Here is a 20,122-nt window from a genome sequence, read left to right as displayed (position 1 = left end):
GCGCGTCACCATCACGGCAGCCGCAATCGCCACCGCGACCAGAATGATGCCGGCCAGGTTGCCGGCGTAGCGCACGTATTGATGCAGCATGGTCTACTCCCTCAAACGATGGCGAAGCGGTCGGACGTGAGCCGTGTGACGGGTACCCCTAGCTCGATCAGCGCCCCCTCGGCGGCATTCATCATCGGCTCCGGGCCACAGATGAAATACTCGCGCAGGCCGTCGTCTTGCGGCAGGCAGCGCTCCAGCAGCGCCTTGTCGATATAGCCGGTCTCGCCCTGCCAGCCCTCGGGCGGGTCGCTGAGCACGTGGATCACCTTGAGCGGCAGCTCGGCCTCGAGCTCGGCCAGCTCATCGCGGAAGGTCGCCTCGTCCCAACTGGGATTGGCGTAGATCAGCCATAGCGGCAGGGTCACACCCTGGTCGCGGAAGGTGCGCAGGATGCTCATGATCGGCGTGACGCCGATACCGCCAGCCATCAACACCGCCCCGGAGGCACTGCGCACATCGGGGATGAAGGCACCGTAGGGCCCTTCGATAAAGGCGCGAGTGCCCGGCGTCACCTCGGGCAGGGTGGCGGTAAAGTCGCCGAGGTTCTTGGCGGTGAAGGCGACCCGGCCCGGCCGGCAAGCGCTCGACGCTACCGAGAACGGATGCTGCTGCAGCGAGAACGGCGAGTCGCCGAGGGTGATCCAGAAGAACTGCCCGGCATTGAAGTCGAAGCGATGCTCGCCCACCGCTTCCAGGGTGATGGTGGTCGCATCGCCCAGCGCCGGCTGGTTGTCGACCACTTGCCAGGGCCGCTTGCGCAGCCGCCAGACGCGCAGCAAGCGTGAGTCGGCGAGCAGATACACCGGTACCAGCAGCGCGGCGACCAGCAGCCCGGCGGTCAGCCAGCCGGCGGTATAGTGGCTGGCCATCAGCGCGTGGCCGAGACCGCCGAGCACCACGAACAGCGCCAGGCCGCCGTGCAGCAGCCGCCACCACTCGTAGGAGAGTCCCAGTTGCACTCGCCACAGGGAGCTTACGATCAGCACCACGCTGGCACCCAGCAGGCCGACCAGCGCCAGGGCACGCAGGGTGTCGTCGCGGGGGTCGAGAAACTCGAGATAGCTCGGGTCAGCAGCGAAGATCAGCAGCGGATGCAGCAGCACCAGCCACAAGGCGACTAGCCCGGTCTGGCGGTGAAACTGCAGGATATTGTCGAAGCCGACGCTCTCGGCAAACCAGCGGTGCCGGCCGGAGATGATCACCTGCATGCCGAACACGCCCAGCGCCAATAGCCCGAACATCACGCCGATGGCACCCAGCAGGCCGCGGGTTTCGTGGGGTGGAGAGAGTAGCGCGATGCCCAACGGCAGCAGCGCCATTAGCACATACAGGCTGCCCCACAGCAGCCCACGGCGAGTGATGGGTCTCATCGGTCCTCCTTGGCTCGCATCCATGCTTGCCAAGCCAGTGTGGCCTAGACTGGCGTTATATCCAAGCCGGGGTAGCGGCTGATAGGCTGCTGCTTCCCCCCTGCTCATCGCCATTAAGGAGGATGTCATGAGCCAAGATGCCACCCAGCAGGATCACACCCATCTGTTCGACGATGCCCGCTCGCGCCTCGAGGAGGTCTTCGAGGCGCTGGAGATTTCACAGGATGCCCGCGAGCGGCTGATGCAGCCGGCGCTGTCGCTGCAGGTAAGCGTGCCAGTGCGCATGGATGACGGCAGCCTCAAGGTATTCCCCGGCTGGCGAGTGCAGTACGACACCAGCCTCGGCCCGGCCAAGGGCGGTATACGCTTCCACCCTGCGGTCGACCAGCTCGAGGTGACCACGCTGAGTTTCTGGATGGCGGTCAAGTGTGCGGTGGTCAATCTGCCCTTCGGCGGCGGCAAGGGCGGCGTACAGGTCGATCCCAAGCAGCTCTCGCGGCTGGAGCTCGAGCGCCTGGCGCGCGGGTACATTCGCGGCATCGCCGACGTGATGGGCCCCAACCGCGATATCCCGGCGCCGGACGTCAATACCAACGCCACGGTCATGGGTTGGATGTCGGATGAGTACGCTCATCTGGTGCGCGGCCAGACCCCAGCGGCCATTACCGGTAAGCCCATCACCCTCGGCGGCTCCTATGGCCGGGTGGCGGCCACCGGCCGCGGGGCGCTCAAGGTGCTGGACATCTGGGCCGAGCGCGAGGGCCGCAAACCGCAGGACACCACGGTGGCAATACAGGGCTTCGGCAACGCCGCCTACCATTTCGCCAGCCTGGCCCACGCCAAGGGCTACAAGATCGTCGCGGTATCAGACTCCGGCGGCGCCATCTATGCCAAGGAGGGGCTGGAGCCCGACCCGATCAAGGAGGAGAAGACCCGCAATCAGCAGCTCAAGGGCATGGTCTACTGCGACGACTCGGTATGCCACGCCGACGGCGTCGAGGAGATCGAGCAGGAGGCGCTATTGGCCCTCGAGGTCGACGTGCTGGCCCTGGCAGCGCTGGAGAATCAGATCCACGAGGACAACGTCGACGACGTGCACGCCGGCCTGATCCTCGAAATCGCCAACGGCCCGGTGACCTCAGCCGCCGACGAGGCCCTCGAGGCGCGCGGCATCCCGGTGCTGCCGGACGTGCTCGCCAACACCGGCGGGGTAATCGTCAGCTACTACGAATGGGTGCAAAACCGCAGCGGCGACCGCTGGACGGAGGACACCGTCAACCAGCGTCTGGACGCGGTACTCGAGTACGAGGCGGCACTGGTTCTCGACCGCGCCGACCAGGAGGCGATCTCCTACCGCAAGGCGGCCTACCGCCAGGGCATCGAACGCATCGCCGAGGCGATCCGCGAGCGCGGCAACAACCAGGACGGCGAGTAAGTCACCTCATTCGAAGACGATGCGCGGCAGATAGAAGCTCACCACCCAGTTGGGGGCGTCGACGATCTCGCTGATACGCAGGTCGCCGCACACCGAGCACAGCATGTAGGCCTGTTCGGCGGGCAGATTGCGCGTCTTGACCAGCCACTCGATGGCGCCCTCCAGCGCCTGACGCGCACCGCTCATCAGGTCCGGGCCGATCCCGGTGAAGACTTCGTAGCCGGCGCCGTCGAGATGGCGCGTCACCGGTCCGGGCGTCGAGAAGCGCGGCATGGCCAGCGGCGTATCCTTGATCAGCTCGAGGGTGACGCTGACGTCCATGGCACTCTCGATGGCGGTGCCGCATACCTCGCCGTCGCCCTGGGCGGCATGGGTATCGCCGATCGAGAACAGCGCGCCGTCCACTTCCACCGGTAGATAGAGCACGCTGCCGGCGCCCAGGTCGCGGATATCCAGATTACCGCCGACCCGCCGCGGCGGCACGATGGAGTGGTTGCCGGGGGCAGCCGGCGCCAGGCCGATGGTGCCGGCAAACGGCTTGAGCGGTATCCGCGCGTGCTGGCCAAAGGCCGCCGGGCTAAGGGTCTCACGGTCGTAATCCCATAGCGTCAGCGCCGGCTCGGGGAACTGGTCGGCGAGCAGGCCGAAGCCGGGAATATTGGCGGTCCAGCCGAAACCCGAAGGGGTGAAGTCGTTGAGGGTGATCTTGAGCACGTCGCCAGGCGCCGCACCGTCGACGTGGATCGGCCCGGTCACCGGATTGATGCGCTCGAAGGGCATCGACGCCACCGCCTCGATGCCCGAGTCGCGATTGAAGTGGCCCCCTGCGGCATCGTGGCAAACGACGCTGAGGGTCGTGCCCGGTGCCACCTGCTCTACCGCGGCGATGCTGTTGTCCCAGCCGTGGTGGCAGTGGTGGCCGTGAATGGTCTTGATCGGCAGCGCTTGGCTCATGCGGATGCCTCCGTGGCCATCAGGGTTTTGGCGATCTGCAGCAGCCACTGATCCTGCCAGCGATCGGCCACCAATTGCACCCCTACCGGCATGCCGGCGGTGCCGTGACTGAGCGGCAGGTTTAGGCACGGCACGCCGAGCAGCGTCCAGGCGCGGCAGTAGAGCGGGTCGCCGGTGGCATCGATACCTTCTGGCGCCACCCCGGCGGCGCTGGCGGCGAGAATCACGTCGACCTCGCTGGCGAACACAGCGCTCAGCGCCTGCTGTAGGGCATCCGCGGCGCGCCGCGCATCGAGGTAGCGGGCGTGGCTGATGCCACGCCCCTCCTCGAGCAGCTCGACCAGCTTGGGGCCCATCTGCCCGGCGAAGCGCGCGTACTCGCTGGCCAGGGTCTGGGCGGCCTCGTAGGCCATGACCACCTTCTGGTGCTCGACCAACGCCTCGTAGCGCGCGTCCAGCTCCAGCGGCACCAGCGTGGCGCCGGCCTGCTCGAGACGCGCCTGGGCATGGGCCAAGGCCTGTTCGACGTCGTCATCCGGCGCGACGTCTCCCGGCAGGCTGCGCACGCCGACCCGCACCCCGGCGAGGCTCTCCAGCGGCGTGATCCGCGGGGCACGGGTCAGCGCCGAGAAGGTGGTGCAGATATCCTCGATATGCCGCGCGAACCAGCCCAGGGTATCCAGCGATGGCGCAAAGGATTTGACCCCGGCGGCGCTCACGGTGTCGAAGGTGGGCTTGAAACCGAACACCCCGCAGAAGCTTGCCGGGCGAATCATGCTGCCGGCGGTCTGGGTACCGAAGGCCAGTGGCACCATGCCGTCGGCCACTGCCGCCGCCGAGCCGCTCGAAGAGCCCCCGGGAGTACGCGCGAGATCGTGGGGGTTGTGGGTCTTGCCGGGCGTGAAGTAGGCCAACTCGGTGGAGACCGTCTTGCCCATGATCAGCGCGCCCTGCTCCCTGAGCAGCGTCACCAGGGCGGCGTCCACCAGTGCCCCGTCGGAGTGCAGATAGCCGCGGGTGCCCCAGCGGGTGGGCAGGTCGGCGGTCTCGATGATGTCCTTGAGCCCCACCGGGACCCCGTACAGCGGCCGCTCGGCGAGCCGCTCATCCAACGCCGGCGGCCCCTCGGCCAGCGCCTCCCAGGCCTGCACCTCGGGTTCGCGCTGGTCGATGCGCAAGGTGCAGGCATGCCACCAGTCGAGCGGCTTGGCGCGGCCCTCGCTGAGCGCGAGCCGATAGGCGTCAATGGTCATATCTTGGTTCACGAGGCGTCTCTCCTTGGGTGCATGGGCCAGATAGCCCGCTCAGAGGATCAGTGTCAGGCCAACCAGCAGCATCAAGAGCGCGAACAGGCGCCTGAGCAGCCGCGGCGGCAGGTAGTGCGCGAGCCTGACGCCAAGCCTGGCGCAGGGCACGCTGAACAGTGCGATACCGGCGAACGCTGGCCAGTAGAGATACCCCGTCGTGTATGCCGGCAGGCTAACCTGCCCCTGGCCGGTCACCATGAAGGTTGCCGCCCCCACCGCGGCAATCGGCAGGCCACAGGCCGCCGAGGTACCGATGGCCCGCGCCAGACTGGCACCGCTGCGCGCCAGCCAGGGCACGCTGAGCACCCCACCGCCGACGCCGAACAGCGCCGAGAAGGTGCCGATCAGGGTGCTCGCGGCGAACATCGCCGGCATACCCGCCACCTGTCGACCGGCCTTGGGTGGCCCCGCCAGCAGCATGCGCAGTGCCAGTATCAGCATGAACACGCCGAAATAGCGCTCCAGCAGCTCGGCGCGCAGCTGGTCGGCAACCCACCCTCCCAGCACCGCCCCGATCACCAGGCCGGGTAGCATGCGCTTGAGCAGATCGACCACCACTGCCCCCTTGCGCCAGTGTCCCCGGGCCGAGGAGGCGCCGGTCACGGTGATGACGGCAAGCGAGGTGCCGATGGCCAGGTGAATCACCACGGCAGGGTCGACGCCCTGCTGGTTGAGAGCCACGATCATCGCCGGCACGATCACCACGCCGCCGCCGATACCGAATAGCCCGGCAATCACGCCGGCAACCGCGCCCACCAGGGAGAAGAATAGCAGCGCTGACAGCATCCCGGTCTCGCTCCAACAACGGTAACGGGTGGAACCCATCGGGCCCCACCCGAGAATACGCGTTCCAGGCGCTTATTGAACGACCTCGCTGGCAAAGGAAGCGTCAACGATATCGTCGTAGTACATCTCGCCCTGGATATTGCCGACGAACTGCTGCATCTCGATGGCGTTGGTGAAGGCGTCTTCGGTGATCATCACGCTCTCGGGGTAGACGTTGTTGTCGATCATACGCTGAACCGCGGCGTCCACCACATCGCCCTGCAGGTCACCGAACTCCATGCGCGCCACCGCCTTGGCAGTGTCGGCGTCGGAGTGGATCAGCGCCAGCGAGTCGTTGATGGCACTGACGAAACGCATCACCAGGTCGGGGTTTTCGTCGATCATCTCCTGGGAGGTGTTGATGGTCGAGAAGGCATACTCGGGATAATCGTCGGTGAAGGCGTGAATGATCTCCAGGCCCTGGGAGATGCCCTGCTCGACCTGCGGCTGATAGGCCACTGCGATATCGCCGCGCCCGGAGAGCACCGGGCCGAGCTCGGAGCCGTTCTGCACCTCAGTCACAGTGACCTCACCATTGAGGCCGGCATCCTCGATCAGGCGCTTGATCAGGGTGTTCGACGTACCCGGGGCCAGGCCCACTACCACCTCCTTGCCTTCGAGGTCGGCCGGCGACGAGTAGTCGAGATCGGGATGCGCCAGCACCCACACCGGGGCGCTGTTGGCCACCGCGCTGATCGCCTTGCCGCTGCCGCCCTGCTCCTGGGCGAAGCCGACATGCTCCGGCCCATGCACCGAGAACTGCGACTCGCCAGACAGCACCGAGGCCAGCGCCGCCGGTCCCGACCCCGCCGAACGCACCACCGGCACATCGATGTTGTGCGCGTTGAATAACCCCTCATGCTTGGCCACGTAGACCGGCAGATAGAGCAGCGAGTGGAAGGCCTCGTTGATCAGGATGGTGTCCATGTCATCGGCCTGGGTATGCGCCGATGCTCCCAGTGCCAGCAGGCCAGCGCCGAAGGCGATACGCTTGTAGGTTGAAGTAATGTTCATCGTGCAGTGCCTCTTGTGGTTATTGGTGGTGGTGCTCACTCGATGCTGCTTCGCTGGTAACGCGACGCTGCGGTGCTATTTGTGCCCTTTCTCCCACGGCAATAAGCGCTTCTCGACCTGAGAGACGATCACGTAGAGCACGATGGCCACGATCATCAGCATGATGACCCCGACCCAGACGACGTTGAGATTGAACAGGTTGCCGGCAACGAAGATCATGCGCCCCAGGCCACGGTCGGAGGAGATGAATTCGCCGCCGATCTCGGCAATCAGGGCAAAGCCGATATTCAAACGGAAGGCAGAGATGATCCATGGCAGCGTGGCGGGCGCCACGACCTTGGAGAAGATTTCACGCCGACTGGCACCCAGCGAACGCATCAGGTTGATCAAGTTACGGTCGATCTGATGAGTACCCTGGTAAGCGGAGAGCAGCGCAACGACAAAGGTCGCCACGAACGCCAGCATGATCTTGGAGAACATCCCCGAGCCGAACCAGATGATGATCATCGGTGCCAGGGCGATCTTGGGCAGGCCATTGAGGGCGACCATGAACGGATCGATGATGCGTGCCACGCTGCGTGAGAACCACAGCATCAGACCGCAGATTGAGCCCAATATACTGCCCGCCAGAAAACCCACCACGGTGGCATAGACGGTGGCAATGGTATCGTTGAGCAGCTGCCCGGACTGGATCAGGCGCCAGGCTTCACCGGCGATGCCCACCGGCGAGCCCATCAGGAAAGAGTTGATCCAGCCGACGTTGACCCCGACCTGCCACAGGAGGATGACCAGCGCCAGCCCTGCGCCACGCCACAGGTTGTCGGTCAGCAGCGTATTGCCGGCCAGCTGTTCGTCGTTCTCCTTGACGCTGCCGGCGCGAATCACATGGGTATGCAGCTGTGCCTCGCTCATGACTCACCTCCGGCAATCTGAATGTCGAGATCGTCCCAGATGCTGTCGAAGAAGCCCTGGTAGCGGACATCGCTGCGCGCCTTGAGACATGACCCCAGTTCGCGGGACAACCCAACGTCGTAGATCTTCTTTACCGAGGTAGGACGCTGGGTCATCACCGCGACACGATCCGACATGGCAATCGCTTCGCCGATATCATGGGTGATCAAGACCACTGTCTTATGGTGCTCTTTCAGGATCGATACGATCTCCTCCTCGAGTACCAGTCGCGTTTGGTAGTCGAGTGCCGAGAACGGCTCATCGAGCAGGATCAGATCGGGATCGGTGATCAGCGTACGGATGAGAGCCACGCGCTGACGCATGCCGCCGGAGAGAGTATTGGGATACTGGTCGGCGAAATCGGCCAGGCCATATCGCGCCAGCTGGTCGCGCGCCATCTCATGACGACGCTTCTTGGGTACGCCCTGGATCTCGAGGCCAAGGCAGACATTATCGATGATGGTTCGCCATGGAAACAGCAGGTCGCGCTGCAGCATGTAGCCGATCTTTGCGCCACACTCGGGGTCGCTGCCACGCAGGGTAATGCTGCCATCGCTGGGCTCCAGCAGACTGGCAATGATGTTGAACATCGTGCTCTTGCCACAGCCACTGGGCCCCACGATGCTGACGAACTCTTCCTGCTTGATATCCAGGGTGATGTCTTCGATCACCTCGATAGATTCGGCACCGGGACTGCTGAAGGTCTTCTTGACTCCATCGAGAGTAATGACGCTCTGGCGCTGCACGCTCTGCGCACTGGACGCAGCGGTTTGGGCTACGGAGGCGGCCATTGATGCATTCATTGCTTGATCCTTTGGGGATGCCTGAGTCAAGCAGACTCTGCATAGAGCGTGCCAAAAATCGATTTCTATATATAAAATCAGTGCGGTGATGTAATAACGGGAAGCGACATCTTTCTAGCCATTCACCAAGGCGAGCAATTCCAGTGCCCTGAAAGTAGCCTCATGCACCATAATAATGAATGCAATTTACCAGCAGGCTGACGTGCGGGCGTCACTGGCGTAGGCTTTGGCGATTCCCCCTCTGCCATCAGGAGCCACCATGAGCGACCGCCAGGCGCGTCACCAGCAGTCAATGCAGAAACTCAAGAGCCATGTCGATGACAAGGTTGCCCAGGCCACCGTGCAGCGCGGCCAGCTGCTGGTGTTCACCGGCAACGGCAAGGGCAAGACCACCGCCGCCTGGGGCACGGTGACCCGCGCGCTGGGCTACGGCTATCGCGTTGGGGTGGTGCAGTTCATCAAGGGGCTATGGGAGTGCGGCGAGCGCCAGCGGCTGGAGGAGGACAGCAATCTGGAGGTGGCGATCATGGCCACCGGCTTCACCTGGGAGACCCAGAATCGCGAGCTGGATACCCAGGCCTGCCAGGCGGTGTGGCGCTATGCCGAGCGCATGCTTGCCGACCCCGAGGTGTATCTGGTGGTCCTCGACGAGATCACCTATATGCTCAAGTTCGGCTACCTCGACATCGCCACCGTCAAACAGGCGATCGAGGCGCGCCCCGGCGAGCAGACGGTGATAGTCACCGGGCGCAACGCACACCGCGAGCTGGTGGCGATGGCCGACACCGTGACCGAGATGCAGGAGACCCGGCACGCCTTCAACAGCGGGCTGCAGGCACGCCGCGGCATCGATTACTAGAAAACACTGCACAAATGCCTACACGAGCGAATCACTGCGTTGCGCGGTGCTCGGAATCCTCACATATACCCCATATGCTCCGGTTCCTGTGCTCCGTGCGCCTTGTGTTTCATCTCGCTCGGCGATTTGTTCAGCGCTTCCATAGGGCTGTCTAGCAAGACGCATCAGTCGCGGAAGTTATCGTACTGCAATGCCAGATCGGGGCCCTGCTCGCCCTTGAGCAGCGCGATCACCTGCTGAAGGTCGTCGCGCTTCTTGCCGGTCACGCGCACCTTGTCGCCCTGGATCTGGGTCTGGACCTTGAGCTTGCTGTCCTTGATCTGCTTGATGATCGCCTTGCTGTCGGCCTGCTCGAGGCCCTGCTTGAGCTTGACGTCTTGGCGCGCCTTGACGCCTGACAGCACCGGGTCCTGCTCGTCCATGCAGCGCGCGTCGATGCCGCGGGCGATCAGCTTGTTGCGCAGCACGTCGAGCATCTGCTTGAGCTGGAAGTCGACATCGGCCTGCAGCGAGACCACCTCGCCGTTGAGCTCGAAACTGGCGTCCACGCCCTTGAAGTCGAAGCGCGTCTGGACTTCGCGGTTGGCCTGATCGACGGCGTTGCTGGCTTCGTGTTTGTCGAACTCGGAGACGATATCGAAAGAGGGCATTGGCGTGGGCTCCTTGGAAAACTGGCGACGATTCTATGCCAGGCCTGCGGGCATTGCACCTGGTGCCCAGGGCCTATCGCAGATAGCCACACGGCTCGAGACGCATCGGCCTGCTCTACCCCGCCTCGCGCGCCTCGCTCTCGAGGCGCTTCTGCATCTGCCAGGCGGCGCAGCCGTCTACGTAGTAGTCGTCTAGCCAGCGCACCAGCTGGAAGCCGGCGCGGCGGTAGAGCCCCAGGGCGACGCGGTTGTCGGCGCGCACCTCCAGGGTGATTGCCGCCAGTTCGCGGTGGCGCGCCTCGGCTTCCAGGGCGTCGAGCAGGCGCCGCCCCAGGCCGCCGCCGCGGGCCTCGGGGCGTACGCAGAAAGAATAGAGCCGCGCCTGGCGGCTGTTGCGCCGCAGCAGCAGGGTGCCGTAGCCGAGCAGGCTGCCGTCGCCGGCCACCGCCAGCAGGGTCACGGCGTTGGCGCCCTTGAGCAGGTGGGCCAGCTGACGTCGGCTGAAGCGGTCGCCGTCGAAGCAGTCCTGCTCCAGCTGGCAGAGGGCGTCGAGATCGGAGGGGTGCGCCGGGCGCAGTTGCGTGGTCATGGTCGCGTATCGTGGCGTTTGCGCGGATTGTCGCTGTACTGCCAACGCATGTCAGCGTCTGGCAAGATGAAATTATTTCACTGTGTTGCGCTCTTGTTACCACGCCACCTTGGTCGCATGCTAGCGCCGAATCTCCCCTGCCTCGGAGTCCATGCCCATGTGTCCGCTGCGAATCGTCGTCGATCAACCCGCCGACTGGCGCCCCTACTACCCCAGCGACGACCTGATCAGCGCGGCGGACTTTCTCGCCGATGAGCGGCTCTCGCCACAGCACGATGCCGCCACCCACGTCATCAACCTGTGCGCCGGGCTCGACTACCTGGACACCGGCTACTATGTGTCGCTGCTGGCCCAGGCCCGCGGCCAGCGCGTGCTGCCCAGCGTCGAGACACTCAACCAGCTGTCGCGCAAGGCGCTGATCGACCTGCAGCTGGATAGCCTGGATCCGCTGCTCGGCGACCTGTCACGCCGCGGTGCCCTGAGCGGGGATGAACTGACGCTGCGGGTGATGTTCGGCGAGTGTCAGGAGGCAGCACTGGCCAAGCTGGCCCGGCGGCTGTTCGAGCGCCTGCCCTGCCCGCTGCTCGAGGCGCGTTTCATTCGCCGCAGCGATGGCTGGCGGCTGAGCCGGCTCAAGCCGCTGCCGCTGACCTCGCTGGCCCCGGACGAGCAGGATCTGTTCGCCAGTGCACTCAACCGCCACTCGCGCAAGGTATGGCGCACGCCCAAGGCGCGGCGCCGCTATCGCTTCGACCTGGCGATCCTGGTCGACCCCCAGGAGGCGCTGCCGCCGAGCAACAGGAGCGCGCTGAAGCAGTTCATCCGCGCCGGTCGCCGGCTGGGCATCGACGTATCGCTGATCACCCGCCGCGATGCCGGTCGCCTGGCCGAGTTCGATGCGCTGTTCATCCGCGAGACCACCGCGCTCGACCATCACACCTACCGCATGGCACGCCGCGCCGAGCATGAGGGGCTGGTGGTGATCGACGACCCGCGTTCGATCCTGCGCTGCACCAACAAGGTCTACCTGCACGCGCTGCTGCGCGCCAAGCACATCGCCTGCCCCGACGGCCTGCTGCTGCATCGCGACGACCTCACCGCGCTGCCCGGCAAGGTTGCCGACCTGACCTACCCCATGGTGCTCAAGGTGCCGGATGGCGCCTTCTCCCGCGGCATCGTCAAGATCGAGTCCCACGCCCAACTGGTCGAAGAGGCGCGGCGGCTGTTCGACAGTTCGGCGCTGCTGCTGCTGCAGGAGTGGCTGCCCACCGAATACGACTGGCGCATCGGCGTGCTCGACGGCCAGGTACTGTTCGCCAGCCGCTACTACATGGCCCGCGGCCACTGGCAGATATACCAGCACGCCAACGGCAAGGTGAAAAGCGGCGGCTTCAGCACCCACCCGCCCCACGAGGTGCCGCCGGCGGTGCTCAAGGCCGCCCTCAAGGCCGCCCGCCTGATCGGCGACGGCCTCTACGGCGTCGACCTCAAGCAGATCGGCGAGCGGGTGGTGGTGATCGAGATCAACGACAACCCCAACGTCGATGCCGGCATCGAGGATGCGGTGATGGGCGCCCGACTCTACGAGCGCATCATGGCGGTGTTTCTGGAGCGGATGGAGGCGCGCCGCCGCTCACAGCGCTAACCCCCTGTCATCAGGCGACGTTGACCTCGTAGCCGGTGAACTTGCGAAGGTTGATCACGCCGCTGTCGAGCAGCAGGTACTGCCCCTTGAGGCCCAGCAGGGTGCCGGCGACCTCGGGCTGCTTGTCGAAGTTGTGCGAGACGATCTTGCGCGGATGCTCGAGCACCGGATAGTAGAAGTGCAGCGGTGTGGCATCCAGCGGGCGCAGGCTGTCGGCGCCGAAACGCTCGCGCAGGCCGGCCAGGCCGCTGTCGAGGCTGGCCATCAGGCGGTCGCGCTCGGCGATCAGGTCAAGCGGCTCGACCTCGCCCTTGAGCATCGCCCGCCAGTTGGTGCGGTCGGCGACCTGCTCCTTGAACAGCATCTCGACGAACCCCGACTGTTGGCGGGTATCGACCTCCATGATCGGCAGCGCCTGGATGGCCCCCTGGTCGAGCCAGCGGGTCGGCATCTGGGTAGCGCGGGTAATGCCCACCTTGAGCCCCGAGGAGTTGGCCAGGTAGACCACGTGGGGCTGGAAGCAGTGGCGCTCGGCCCACTCGGGTTCGCGGCAGGTGCCGGCATCGTAGTGGCAGGTCTCGGGCTTGACGATGCAGGTGTCGCACTGCGCCAGCTTCTTGAAGCACGGGTAGCAGTAGCCCTGGGCAAAGCTCTTCTTGGTAGCCCGCCCGCAGTGAGTGCAGGCGATGGCGCCGGTAAAACGCAGCGACAGCGGCTGGCCGAGGCGTGCGTTGAGGTCGAGGCGTTCCTGACCGGCGCGCAGCGTGTACTGGGCCGGCGCATCGCCACTGCCCGGGACGATCGCCATCTTGGTCAGACAGCCCTGCACCGCGGTATCGATCAGTTCACCCACTTGATGCTGTCCTCGCCGTCGCTGCTGCAGCTGGTACGCTCCAGATAGCCCACGCGCTGCTCGGCGGGCACCTTGTTTTCGGCCTCGTACTTGATCACCGCCTCCAGGCACAGCTCGACCTGTTCGGCACTGAGCACCCGCCCGTCAGGCCACTTGCGCAGTGCCACCGCCTGCTTGAGGCTTGCATAGATCTCAGGCGACATCTGCTGCGCCATGCGATCGAAGGTCATCTCGCTCATTGCTCTCTCCTGTTACGTGCTCAGCGCCGCCGCGCCCGCTCGCTATAATACCAGCCCAAGACCAGTCCCACGGCCAGTCCACCGACGTGGGCCTCGTTGGCCACATTGCCGAAACCGACCATGCCGGCAAAGCCGGTCATGGTGAACACCATCCAGCCGAGCATGAACACCACCAGCATCTGCGGCACGAAGAACCCGCTATGTGGCGCACGTCGCGACATCAGCCAGACGTAGCCGAGCAGCGCATAGTCGACCCCCGACATGCCGCCGAACAGCACCGTGCCGGTGGCGTACTGGGCCAGATTGGCGCCGATACCGCTGAGCAGTACCAGCATCAATATCTGCCGTGAGCCCTGCAGCGCCTCGACCTGGCGGCCGAAGTACCACAGCCACAGCATGTTGAAGATCAGGTGCATCCAGCCGAAGTGCAGGAACGCCGGCGAGAGTAGCCGCCAGACCTGCCCCGACGCCAGCGCCTCGCCGAGCGGCATGGTGACCAGGCTGCCGTTGGACACCCCCAGCGGCACGATGGCCAGTATGGCGATCACCAGATCGCCAAACACCGCCATCAGCCCGAACACCGCCAGGCTCAGGGCCACGCAGCCAGCGGTGACCGGGGCCATGGTGAACGGTGTGGCAAGTCCGGCAGCCCCCGCCGGGTGGGCCACTCGCCGCTTGCCCTCGGGCATGATCGACTCGCCGTTGCGCCAGCGCTCGAGCAGTTCCATCAGCGCCTCGCGCTGCTCGAGATCGGCCAGCCAGAGGACGTAGCCGTGCTCGTTCTCGGTGAAGCGATGGCCGATACGATGCGCCCACAGCGCTTCGCGCAGCGGGCGGGTGTCGGTATCGCGGGGCAGTTCAAGCACCTTGTACATGGCGTCTTCCTTTCTCGACGGCGCCTGCCAGCCAGGCACGGCTGACGTGTGGCGCCCATGATACCCGACGCACAGAAAAAATCCGGCGGAGGGGGCCGCCGGATCTAAAGCAAGGGATCATTCAAGGGAACACTTACTCTGACGGGGCCGGCGACCATGAGTTCAGCCACCGATGCAAAAAATGCGTAACAATTTGTATCTGTCTAGTCGAAGTCGATCTCCCACGGCCGCGGCCGCGCCTGCTCCTCGCGGGGCACGCTGACCCACACGAAATGGTTGGCATCCAGGCGCGGCTCGCCGCTCCATCGATAGGCCACCAGGCGACCGAATTTCACCGCACTGTAGTCGAGGCAAGCAATGTTGGGTGCCGGCAATGCCGGGATGCCCTCGCACCAGTAGTGGCCGATGAATAGCGGCGGCTGTTCGGGGCCGTAATAGCTCAGGCGCTGGCGCTCGGCGTCGCTTAGCGGGTACCGCTCGAGGTCGTCGGGCAGGTTGTCGGGCTGGAACACCACGTCGCCATAGGATTGCGGCTCCCGCGCCCAGAAGTGGGTGCGGAAGGTCTTGCGGGTAAAGCCGTCACCGGAGTGAATCTCGGTGCCCTTGGGCAGCGGTAGATGGCTGCCACGGGTCAGCCGGTCGAGGACGCGGAACGCCAGGGTCTCGGGATCCACCGACGCCTCGAGCATGGCGCGGTCGAGACGCCCGTCGGGGCGCTCGCGGCGCAGTGCATCGATCAGCGCTTGGTCCCAGCAGGCGTGCACCACGCGCAGCTCGCCGAGGTCGAGGAACAGCGGGATCTGCATGAACCAGGCGAGGACGTCGTCCCACTCGCCGGGATGCTCGCGATACTGCTCGAGGGTATCCATGATGATGCGGTTGTGGCGCGGCGTGTGAGGGCGCAGCCAGCCATCATCGGGTAGTCGGTGGCAGTAGGCCAGGGCGTTGTACTCGTGGTTGCCCATGACGATCTGCGCTTCGCCCGCCTCGACCATGCGCCGCGCGATATTGACCGCCAGCCGAATCCGCGGGCCGCGATCGATCAGGTCGCCGAGAAAGATCACCTTGCGCCGCGGATGGCGATAGACGCCGCCGCGCTGATGATAGCCGAGCTTCTCAAGCAGCGCAGCCAGGGTCGCGCCGCAGCCGTGGACGTCGCCGATCAGGTCGTAGCCTTCAATGCTAGCCGCCAAGGTCACATCAATCTCCCAACCGGCTGCTCCAGCCGAGCTTGCTGCGACACACTTCGTAATAGTTGTAGCCATGGGGGTGCAGCAGCGTTAGGCGCTGAGGCTTGCGACGCACGTAGAGAATGTCGTCCGGCTTGGAGACCACCTTGGTCTGGCCGTCGCAGCTGACATGCGGATAGGCCTCATTGGTCTCGCCGATATGGATGCGAATTTCGGAGGCGGCATCGACCACGATCGGCCGGCTCGACAGCGTATGCGGGAACATCGGCACCAGGGTGATGGCGTCGAGCTTGGGATGCATGATCGGCCCGCCGCCGGACAGCGCATAGGCGGTGGAGCCGGTCGGGGTGGCAATGATCAGGCCGTCGCTGCGCTGGCTATAGACGAAGTGGCCATCGATGAACAGCTCGAACTCGATCATGCGCACCGCCTTGCCGGGGTGCATGACCACGTCGTTGAGGGCATCGGCAGCCCCCACCGGCACATCGTCGCGATACACCTCGGCGTCGAGCAGGAAGCGCTCCTCGACCTCGTAGTGCCCGGCCAGCACTTCGCCGACCCGCTCCTCCAGCTCATTGGGCGAAATGTCGGTCAGGAACCCCAGCCGGCCGCGATTGACGCCGAGCACCGGAGTACCGGTGCGGCACATGGCGCGCCCAGCGCCGAGCAGGCTGCCGTCGCCGCCGACCACGATCGCCAGGTCGCAGATCTCGCCCAGCACCTGGCGACTCGCCTCGCGATGACCGTGGTCGAGCAGCACCGTGGCAGTGCGATCCTCGATCACCAGCGTATAGCCGTGGCCGTCGAGAAAGCGGATCAGCCGCTTGAGGGTATCCACCACCTTGGCGCTGCCCAGCCGACCGATCAGCCCGATGGTCTTGAAATTCGTCATGTTATCGCCCCTGTGCCGAGGCCGCTCATTATGCGGCCTGCCCCCTGCCCGGGCAAACGCGCAATAAAGGGTTGCCAAGCGACGGGGCGCTTGAGATCACGGCCAAGCCCGAAGGCTAGATCAGGCCTGCCGGTAGAGCTCCGCGCTCTGCCGGCGCTTGACCCACCACTCGTTGATCAGCAGTGCCGACAGCATCACGCCTCCGCCAAGCACCAGCCGCGGCAGGTCGGCATCGCGGTTCCAGATCATCAGATTGACCAGCAGCCCGGCAGGGATCAGCGCATTGTTCATGATCGCCAGCGCGCCGGCGTTGACCAGGGTCGCGCCCTTGTTCCACAGGAAGTAGCCGCCCCCCGACGCCGCCAGACCCAGCCACAGCAGCACGCTCCACTGCAGCCCCGTGGTCGGCATCATGCTGCGGTTGCCGAATGCCAAGTAGGCCACCACTGCCAGGCACACCGCCCCCAGATAGAACCAGCCGAACACGCTCAACTGCGCCACCTCGGCAGGCAGCCGGACCGCCAGGTGGCGGTAGGCGACCTGACCAAAGGCGAAGCACAGGTTGGCCCCCTGCACCACCAGGAAACCCCACCAGAATCCGCTGTCGATGCCGTCGTAGCGAATCACCGCGGCACCAATCACGGCCAGCAGCGCGGTGAGCAGATAGAATGGCGTGAAGCGTCCAGCCATGGCATCGTCGATGAGCGTGATATACAGCGGCGTGAAGATGGTGAACAGCAGCACCTCGGGCACCGTCAGTAGCAGGAAGGACTGGTAGAAGAACACGTACATCAGCCCCAGTTGAACGGCGCCGATGCCCATCAGCGCCAGCTTGTGGCGATGCGCCAGCAGGCGTGGCTTGAGGAACGGCACGAACAGCAGCGCCGCCAGCACGATCCGCATCAGCACGGCGAAGTAGCTGTCGACCTGTCCCGACAGATAGACGCCGATCAGCGAGAACGAGAAGGCCCACAGCACCGTGACGCCGATCAGATAGCCCATTGGTAAACCTCTAGTGGATAACGAGTTGACAGACATTATACGCGTCACGCAACGCCTGGCCAGCATCGCACGGGTCAGCTTCGAGGCACGTTCAGGCGCACACTCGCAGTGCGCCTGGAACGGTCGCGGGGAAGGCAGCGTGGTCGTCCGCCAGGCTCCCGACGGCCTGCGCTTTCATGAACAGGGCCGCTTCAGGCTAGACCGCAGCGACGCCGAGGTGGCGTTTCACAACGTCTATCGCTGGGCGCTGCATGACGATCATATCGGCCTCTATCATGAGCGACGCGGCGAGGAGCATGCGGTATGGCTGTTCGATCTGGTGGCCAGCGACGAGGATGATGGCTTGGTCGCCCGCGACGCCCATCTGTGCGGCGACGACCGGTATAGCGCCCGCCTCAGGCTGCACGACGATGGCATCGACCTCGACTGGCGGATCTGCGGTCCGCGCAAGGATGAGCGGCTTTACTATCGCTATCGCCAGGCATGAAAAAAGCCCCGCCGGCTGAGCCGTGCGGGGCAAGGGAGGCTAGTTGCCGATCAACGGGTACCGGCTGCCATCCACTCTTCCATCATCTGATCGTAGGGAATGGTGGTGCCCTGAGGCATCTCGTCGTCGAGCTGCGGCTTGGGTGCGCCGGGCTGTTCGAACCAGTACTCAGGATCCTGCTCGTCGTTGAGCATCGGCGCATAGGTCTCGAAGACATTGGCCCGCGCCAGGCGCGCCATGATGTCATCCATCGCCTCGGCCAGGTTGTCGAGGCCTTCCTGGGGCGAGACCTCACCGCTCATCACCGGCGCCAGGTTCTGCCACCACAGCGGCGCCATGCGCGGGTAGTCAGGCACGTTGGTCCCGGTCGGCGTCCAGTTGGACTCGTTGGGGCTGCGGTAGAACTCCACCAGGCCGCCCAGCTTGGGCGCCAGCTCGGTCATCTGGTCGGAGAAGATGTCCGACTCGCGAATCGGCGTCAGGCCGTGCATCAGCTTCTCGAGCGACACCGACTTGGAGACGGTGAACTGACCGAACAGCCAGGCCGCCGTGCGGCGATCCTCAGGCGTGGAGTCGAAGAAGGTCCAGGAGCCCACGTCCTGATAGCCGACCTTCATGCCCTCCTCCCAGTACGGCCCCACTGGCGACGGTGCCATGCGCCACTTGGGATTGCCCTCGTCGTCGGTGACCGGCACGCTGGGGTCGGTCATGTCGGCGGTGAAGGCGGTGTACCAGAAGATCTGCTGGGCGATCTGGCCCTGGGCCGGTACCGGGCCGGCTTCACCGAAGGTCATGCCCTGAGCTTCTTCCGGCGCGTAGGCGTTGAGCCAGTCCACGGCTTTCTGCATGGCGAACACCGAGGCCGGCGCATTGGTGCCGCCGCCGCGGGTCACACTGGCGCCCACCGGACGACTCTCTTCGTCGACGCGAATGCCCCAGTCATCCACCGGGTTGCCGAACGGCACCCCGGGGCTGCCCATGCCGGCCATGGAGAGCCAGGAGTCGTGGAAGCGCCAGCCCAGTGACGGGTCGCGGCGACCATAGTCCATGTGGCCGTAGACGCGCTGGCCGTCGATCTCACCGACGTGCTCGGTGAAGAACTCGGCGATCTCCTCGTAGGCCGTCCAGTTGGTGGGCACGCCTAGGTCGTAGCCGTAGATATCGCGGAACTGCTCCTGCAGGTCTTCGCGTTGGAACCAGTCATAGCGGAACCAGTAGAGGTTGGCGAACTGCTGGGCCGGCAGCTGATAGATGCTGCCGTCCGGCCCGGTGGTGTACTGGATGCCAATGAAGTCGTCGAGATCCAGCGTTGGCGAAGTGAAATCCGCCCACTCGTTCTCCATGGCCTCGGAAAGGTTGATGGTGGTGCCGTAGCGGATATGCGTGCCGATGGCGTCAGAGTCGTTGATGAAGCCGTCGTAGATGCTGTTACCCGACTGCATCTGGTTCTGCATGGTATCGACCAGATCACCCTCGTTGATGATGTTGTGGGTAACATCGATCCCGGTCAGCTCGGCGAAGGCCACGGCCAGCACGTCACGCTCGTACTCGTGCGTCGCAAGCCCCTCGGCAACGGTGCTGATCGACAGGCCGCGGAACGGCTCGGCCGCCTCGGCGAACCACAGCAGCTCCTCGATCTGCTCCTCGCGAGACAGCGTAGAGTTCTGGAAGTGTTCATCCACCAGCCTTTCGGCGATGGCCCTGGCATCGTGGTTGTCAGCGTGGAGCGCCGCCGAGGCGAGCATCAGGCTGCTGGCGAGCACCGTCAGTTTCATCCTGGTATATTTCATGATGACCTCGTTATTGCTTATTGTTGTCTTCCTTGACGCGAAATCCATCCGTGTACTTCGTCTCACCCCCAGCGCATCAGTATCAGTAGCCAAACCACTGACACGGCGAGGGCGAACCAGATCGTGATATCGGTGAAGCCCACCACGATCAGGTGAATGTAGGCTGCACTGAGCAGCCCGATGAACAGGCGATCACCGCGGGTGGTGGCAATCGGCAGAAAGCCCTTGCGCTCCACCGTGGGTGAAATCACTTCCCAGGCAGTCATGCCGGCGAGAATCGCGGCAATCGTCGAGAAGAACACCGCCGTGGGTAGGGTCCAGACCATCCAAGCCATCTGCGT

21 protein-coding genes are annotated in these 20,122 nt (G+C 64.9%); 4 read left to right on the top strand and 17 right to left on the bottom strand.

Annotated features, from left to right (window positions below):
• Nucleotides 1-101: 101 nt before the first annotated feature.
• Complete coding sequence (locus BWR19_06425; GenBank protein APX92604.1) at nt 102-1,421, bottom strand: hypothetical protein; 1,320 nt, start codon at nt 1,419-1,421, stop codon at nt 102-104.
• Nucleotides 1,422-1,584: 163 nt separating this feature from the next.
• Here BWR19_06425 and BWR19_06420 point away from each other — a divergent pair, with 163 nt between their 5' ends.
• A complete protein-coding gene (locus tag BWR19_06420; GenBank protein ID APX94922.1) occupies nt 1,585-2,856 on the top strand; it encodes a glutamate dehydrogenase in 1,272 nt (423 codons plus the stop codon).
• A 6-nt stretch (nt 2,857-2,862) separates the two neighbouring features.
• Here the strand turns inward: BWR19_06420 and BWR19_06415 are convergent, their stop codons facing one another.
• From BWR19_06415 to BWR19_06390, 6 genes are all read right to left on the bottom strand, one after another.
• Entirely contained in the window at nt 2,863-3,810 is a 948-nt protein-coding gene (locus BWR19_06415; GenBank protein ID APX92603.1) for an acetamidase, read from the bottom strand.
• Complete coding sequence (locus BWR19_06410; protein APX92602.1) at nt 3,807-5,063, bottom strand: amidase; 1,257 nt, start codon at nt 5,061-5,063, stop codon at nt 3,807-3,809. Before BWR19_06410 ends, BWR19_06415 begins: the two co-directional genes overlap by 4 nt.
• 51 nt (nt 5,064-5,114) lie before the next feature.
• On the bottom strand, nt 5,115-5,903 hold the full coding sequence (locus BWR19_06405) for a hypothetical protein (GenBank protein APX92601.1): 789 nt from the start codon (nt 5,901-5,903) through the stop codon (nt 5,115-5,117).
• A 72-nt stretch (nt 5,904-5,975) separates the two neighbouring features.
• Nucleotides 5,976-6,956: an ABC transporter substrate-binding protein gene (locus BWR19_06400; protein APX92600.1), complete on the bottom strand. Its 981-nt coding sequence runs from the start codon at nt 6,954-6,956 to the stop codon at nt 5,976-5,978.
• 75 nt (nt 6,957-7,031) lie between these two features.
• Nucleotides 7,032-7,868, bottom strand: coding sequence for an ABC transporter permease (locus BWR19_06395; GenBank protein APX92599.1), 837 nt, complete (start codon nt 7,866-7,868; stop codon nt 7,032-7,034).
• Entirely contained in the window at nt 7,865-8,710 is an 846-nt protein-coding gene (locus BWR19_06390; GenBank protein ID APX92598.1) for an ABC transporter, read from the bottom strand. Before BWR19_06390 ends, BWR19_06395 begins: the two co-directional genes overlap by 4 nt.
• A gap of 259 nt (nt 8,711-8,969) precedes the next feature.
• On the opposite strand from BWR19_06390, the gene BWR19_06385 reads away from it, so the two are divergent.
• Nucleotides 8,970-9,569 (top strand): cob(I)yrinic acid a,c-diamide adenosyltransferase, encoded by a 600-nt coding sequence (locus BWR19_06385; protein APX92597.1) that lies wholly within the window; start codon nt 8,970-8,972, stop codon nt 9,567-9,569.
• A gap of 164 nt (nt 9,570-9,733) precedes the next feature.
• On the opposite strand, the gene BWR19_06380 is transcribed toward BWR19_06385, so the two are convergent.
• On the bottom strand, nt 9,734-10,219 hold the full coding sequence (locus tag BWR19_06380; GenBank protein ID APX92596.1) for a YajQ family cyclic di-GMP-binding protein: 486 nt from the start codon (nt 10,217-10,219) through the stop codon (nt 9,734-9,736).
• Nucleotides 10,220-10,334: 115 nt separating this feature from the next.
• The gene (locus tag BWR19_06375) at nt 10,335-10,808 is read right to left on the bottom strand and encodes a GNAT family N-acetyltransferase (GenBank protein ID APX92595.1); all 474 of its coding nucleotides are present in this window, start codon (nt 10,806-10,808) and stop codon (nt 10,335-10,337) included.
• Nucleotides 10,809-10,965: 157 nt separating this feature from the next.
• On the opposite strand from BWR19_06375, the gene BWR19_06370 reads away from it, so the two are divergent.
• A complete protein-coding gene (locus BWR19_06370) occupies nt 10,966-12,453 on the top strand; it encodes a glutaminyl transferase (protein ID APX92594.1) in 1,488 nt (495 codons plus the stop codon).
• Between the two features lie 10 nt (nt 12,454-12,463).
• Here BWR19_06370 and BWR19_06365 read toward each other — a convergent pair whose 3' ends face one another.
• The 6 genes from BWR19_06365 to BWR19_06340 form a co-directional block, all read right to left on the bottom strand.
• Nucleotides 12,464-13,297 (bottom strand): hypothetical protein, encoded by an 834-nt coding sequence (locus BWR19_06365; protein APX94921.1) that lies wholly within the window; start codon nt 13,295-13,297, stop codon nt 12,464-12,466.
• On the bottom strand, nt 13,294-13,545 hold the full coding sequence (locus tag BWR19_06360; protein ID APX92593.1) for a hypothetical protein: 252 nt from the start codon (nt 13,543-13,545) through the stop codon (nt 13,294-13,296). The genes BWR19_06365 and BWR19_06360 overlap by 4 nt, the downstream gene beginning before the upstream one ends.
• Nucleotides 13,546-13,565: 20 nt before the next feature.
• Nucleotides 13,566-14,420, bottom strand: coding sequence for a rhomboid family intramembrane serine protease (locus BWR19_06355; protein ID APX92592.1), 855 nt, complete (start codon nt 14,418-14,420; stop codon nt 13,566-13,568).
• 203 nt (nt 14,421-14,623) lie between these two features.
• The gene (locus BWR19_06350; GenBank protein APX94920.1) at nt 14,624-15,601 is read right to left on the bottom strand and encodes a serine/threonine protein phosphatase; all 978 of its coding nucleotides are present in this window, start codon (nt 15,599-15,601) and stop codon (nt 14,624-14,626) included.
• Nucleotides 15,602-15,620: 19 nt separating this feature from the next.
• Nucleotides 15,621-16,502 (bottom strand): NAD kinase, encoded by an 882-nt coding sequence (locus BWR19_06345; GenBank protein ID APX92591.1) that lies wholly within the window; start codon nt 16,500-16,502, stop codon nt 15,621-15,623.
• Between the two features lie 120 nt (nt 16,503-16,622).
• A complete protein-coding gene (locus BWR19_06340; GenBank protein APX92590.1) occupies nt 16,623-17,504 on the bottom strand; it encodes an EamA family transporter in 882 nt (293 codons plus the stop codon).
• Between the two features lie 25 nt (nt 17,505-17,529).
• On the opposite strand from BWR19_06340, the gene BWR19_06335 reads away from it, so the two are divergent.
• Nucleotides 17,530-17,991, top strand: a complete 462-nt coding sequence (locus tag BWR19_06335) for a hypothetical protein (protein ID APX92589.1) — start codon at nt 17,530-17,532, stop codon at nt 17,989-17,991.
• Between the two features lie 50 nt (nt 17,992-18,041).
• Here BWR19_06335 and BWR19_06330 read toward each other — a convergent pair whose 3' ends face one another.
• Together BWR19_06330 and BWR19_06325 are read right to left on the bottom strand one after the other, a co-directional pair.
• The gene (locus BWR19_06330) at nt 18,042-19,781 is read right to left on the bottom strand and encodes an ABC transporter substrate-binding protein (protein APX92588.1); all 1,740 of its coding nucleotides are present in this window, start codon (nt 19,779-19,781) and stop codon (nt 18,042-18,044) included.
• Nucleotides 19,782-19,843: 62 nt separating this feature from the next.
• Entirely contained in the window at nt 19,844-20,116 is a 273-nt protein-coding gene (locus tag BWR19_06325) for a hypothetical protein (protein ID APX92587.1), read from the bottom strand.
• Nucleotides 20,117-20,122 lie beyond the last annotated feature (6 nt).

It is taken from the genome of Halomonas sp. 1513, assembly GCA_001971685.1.
GTDB lineage: Bacteria > Pseudomonadota > Gammaproteobacteria > Pseudomonadales > Halomonadaceae > Franzmannia.
This window is presented reverse-complemented; position numbering and strand designations above follow the sequence as displayed.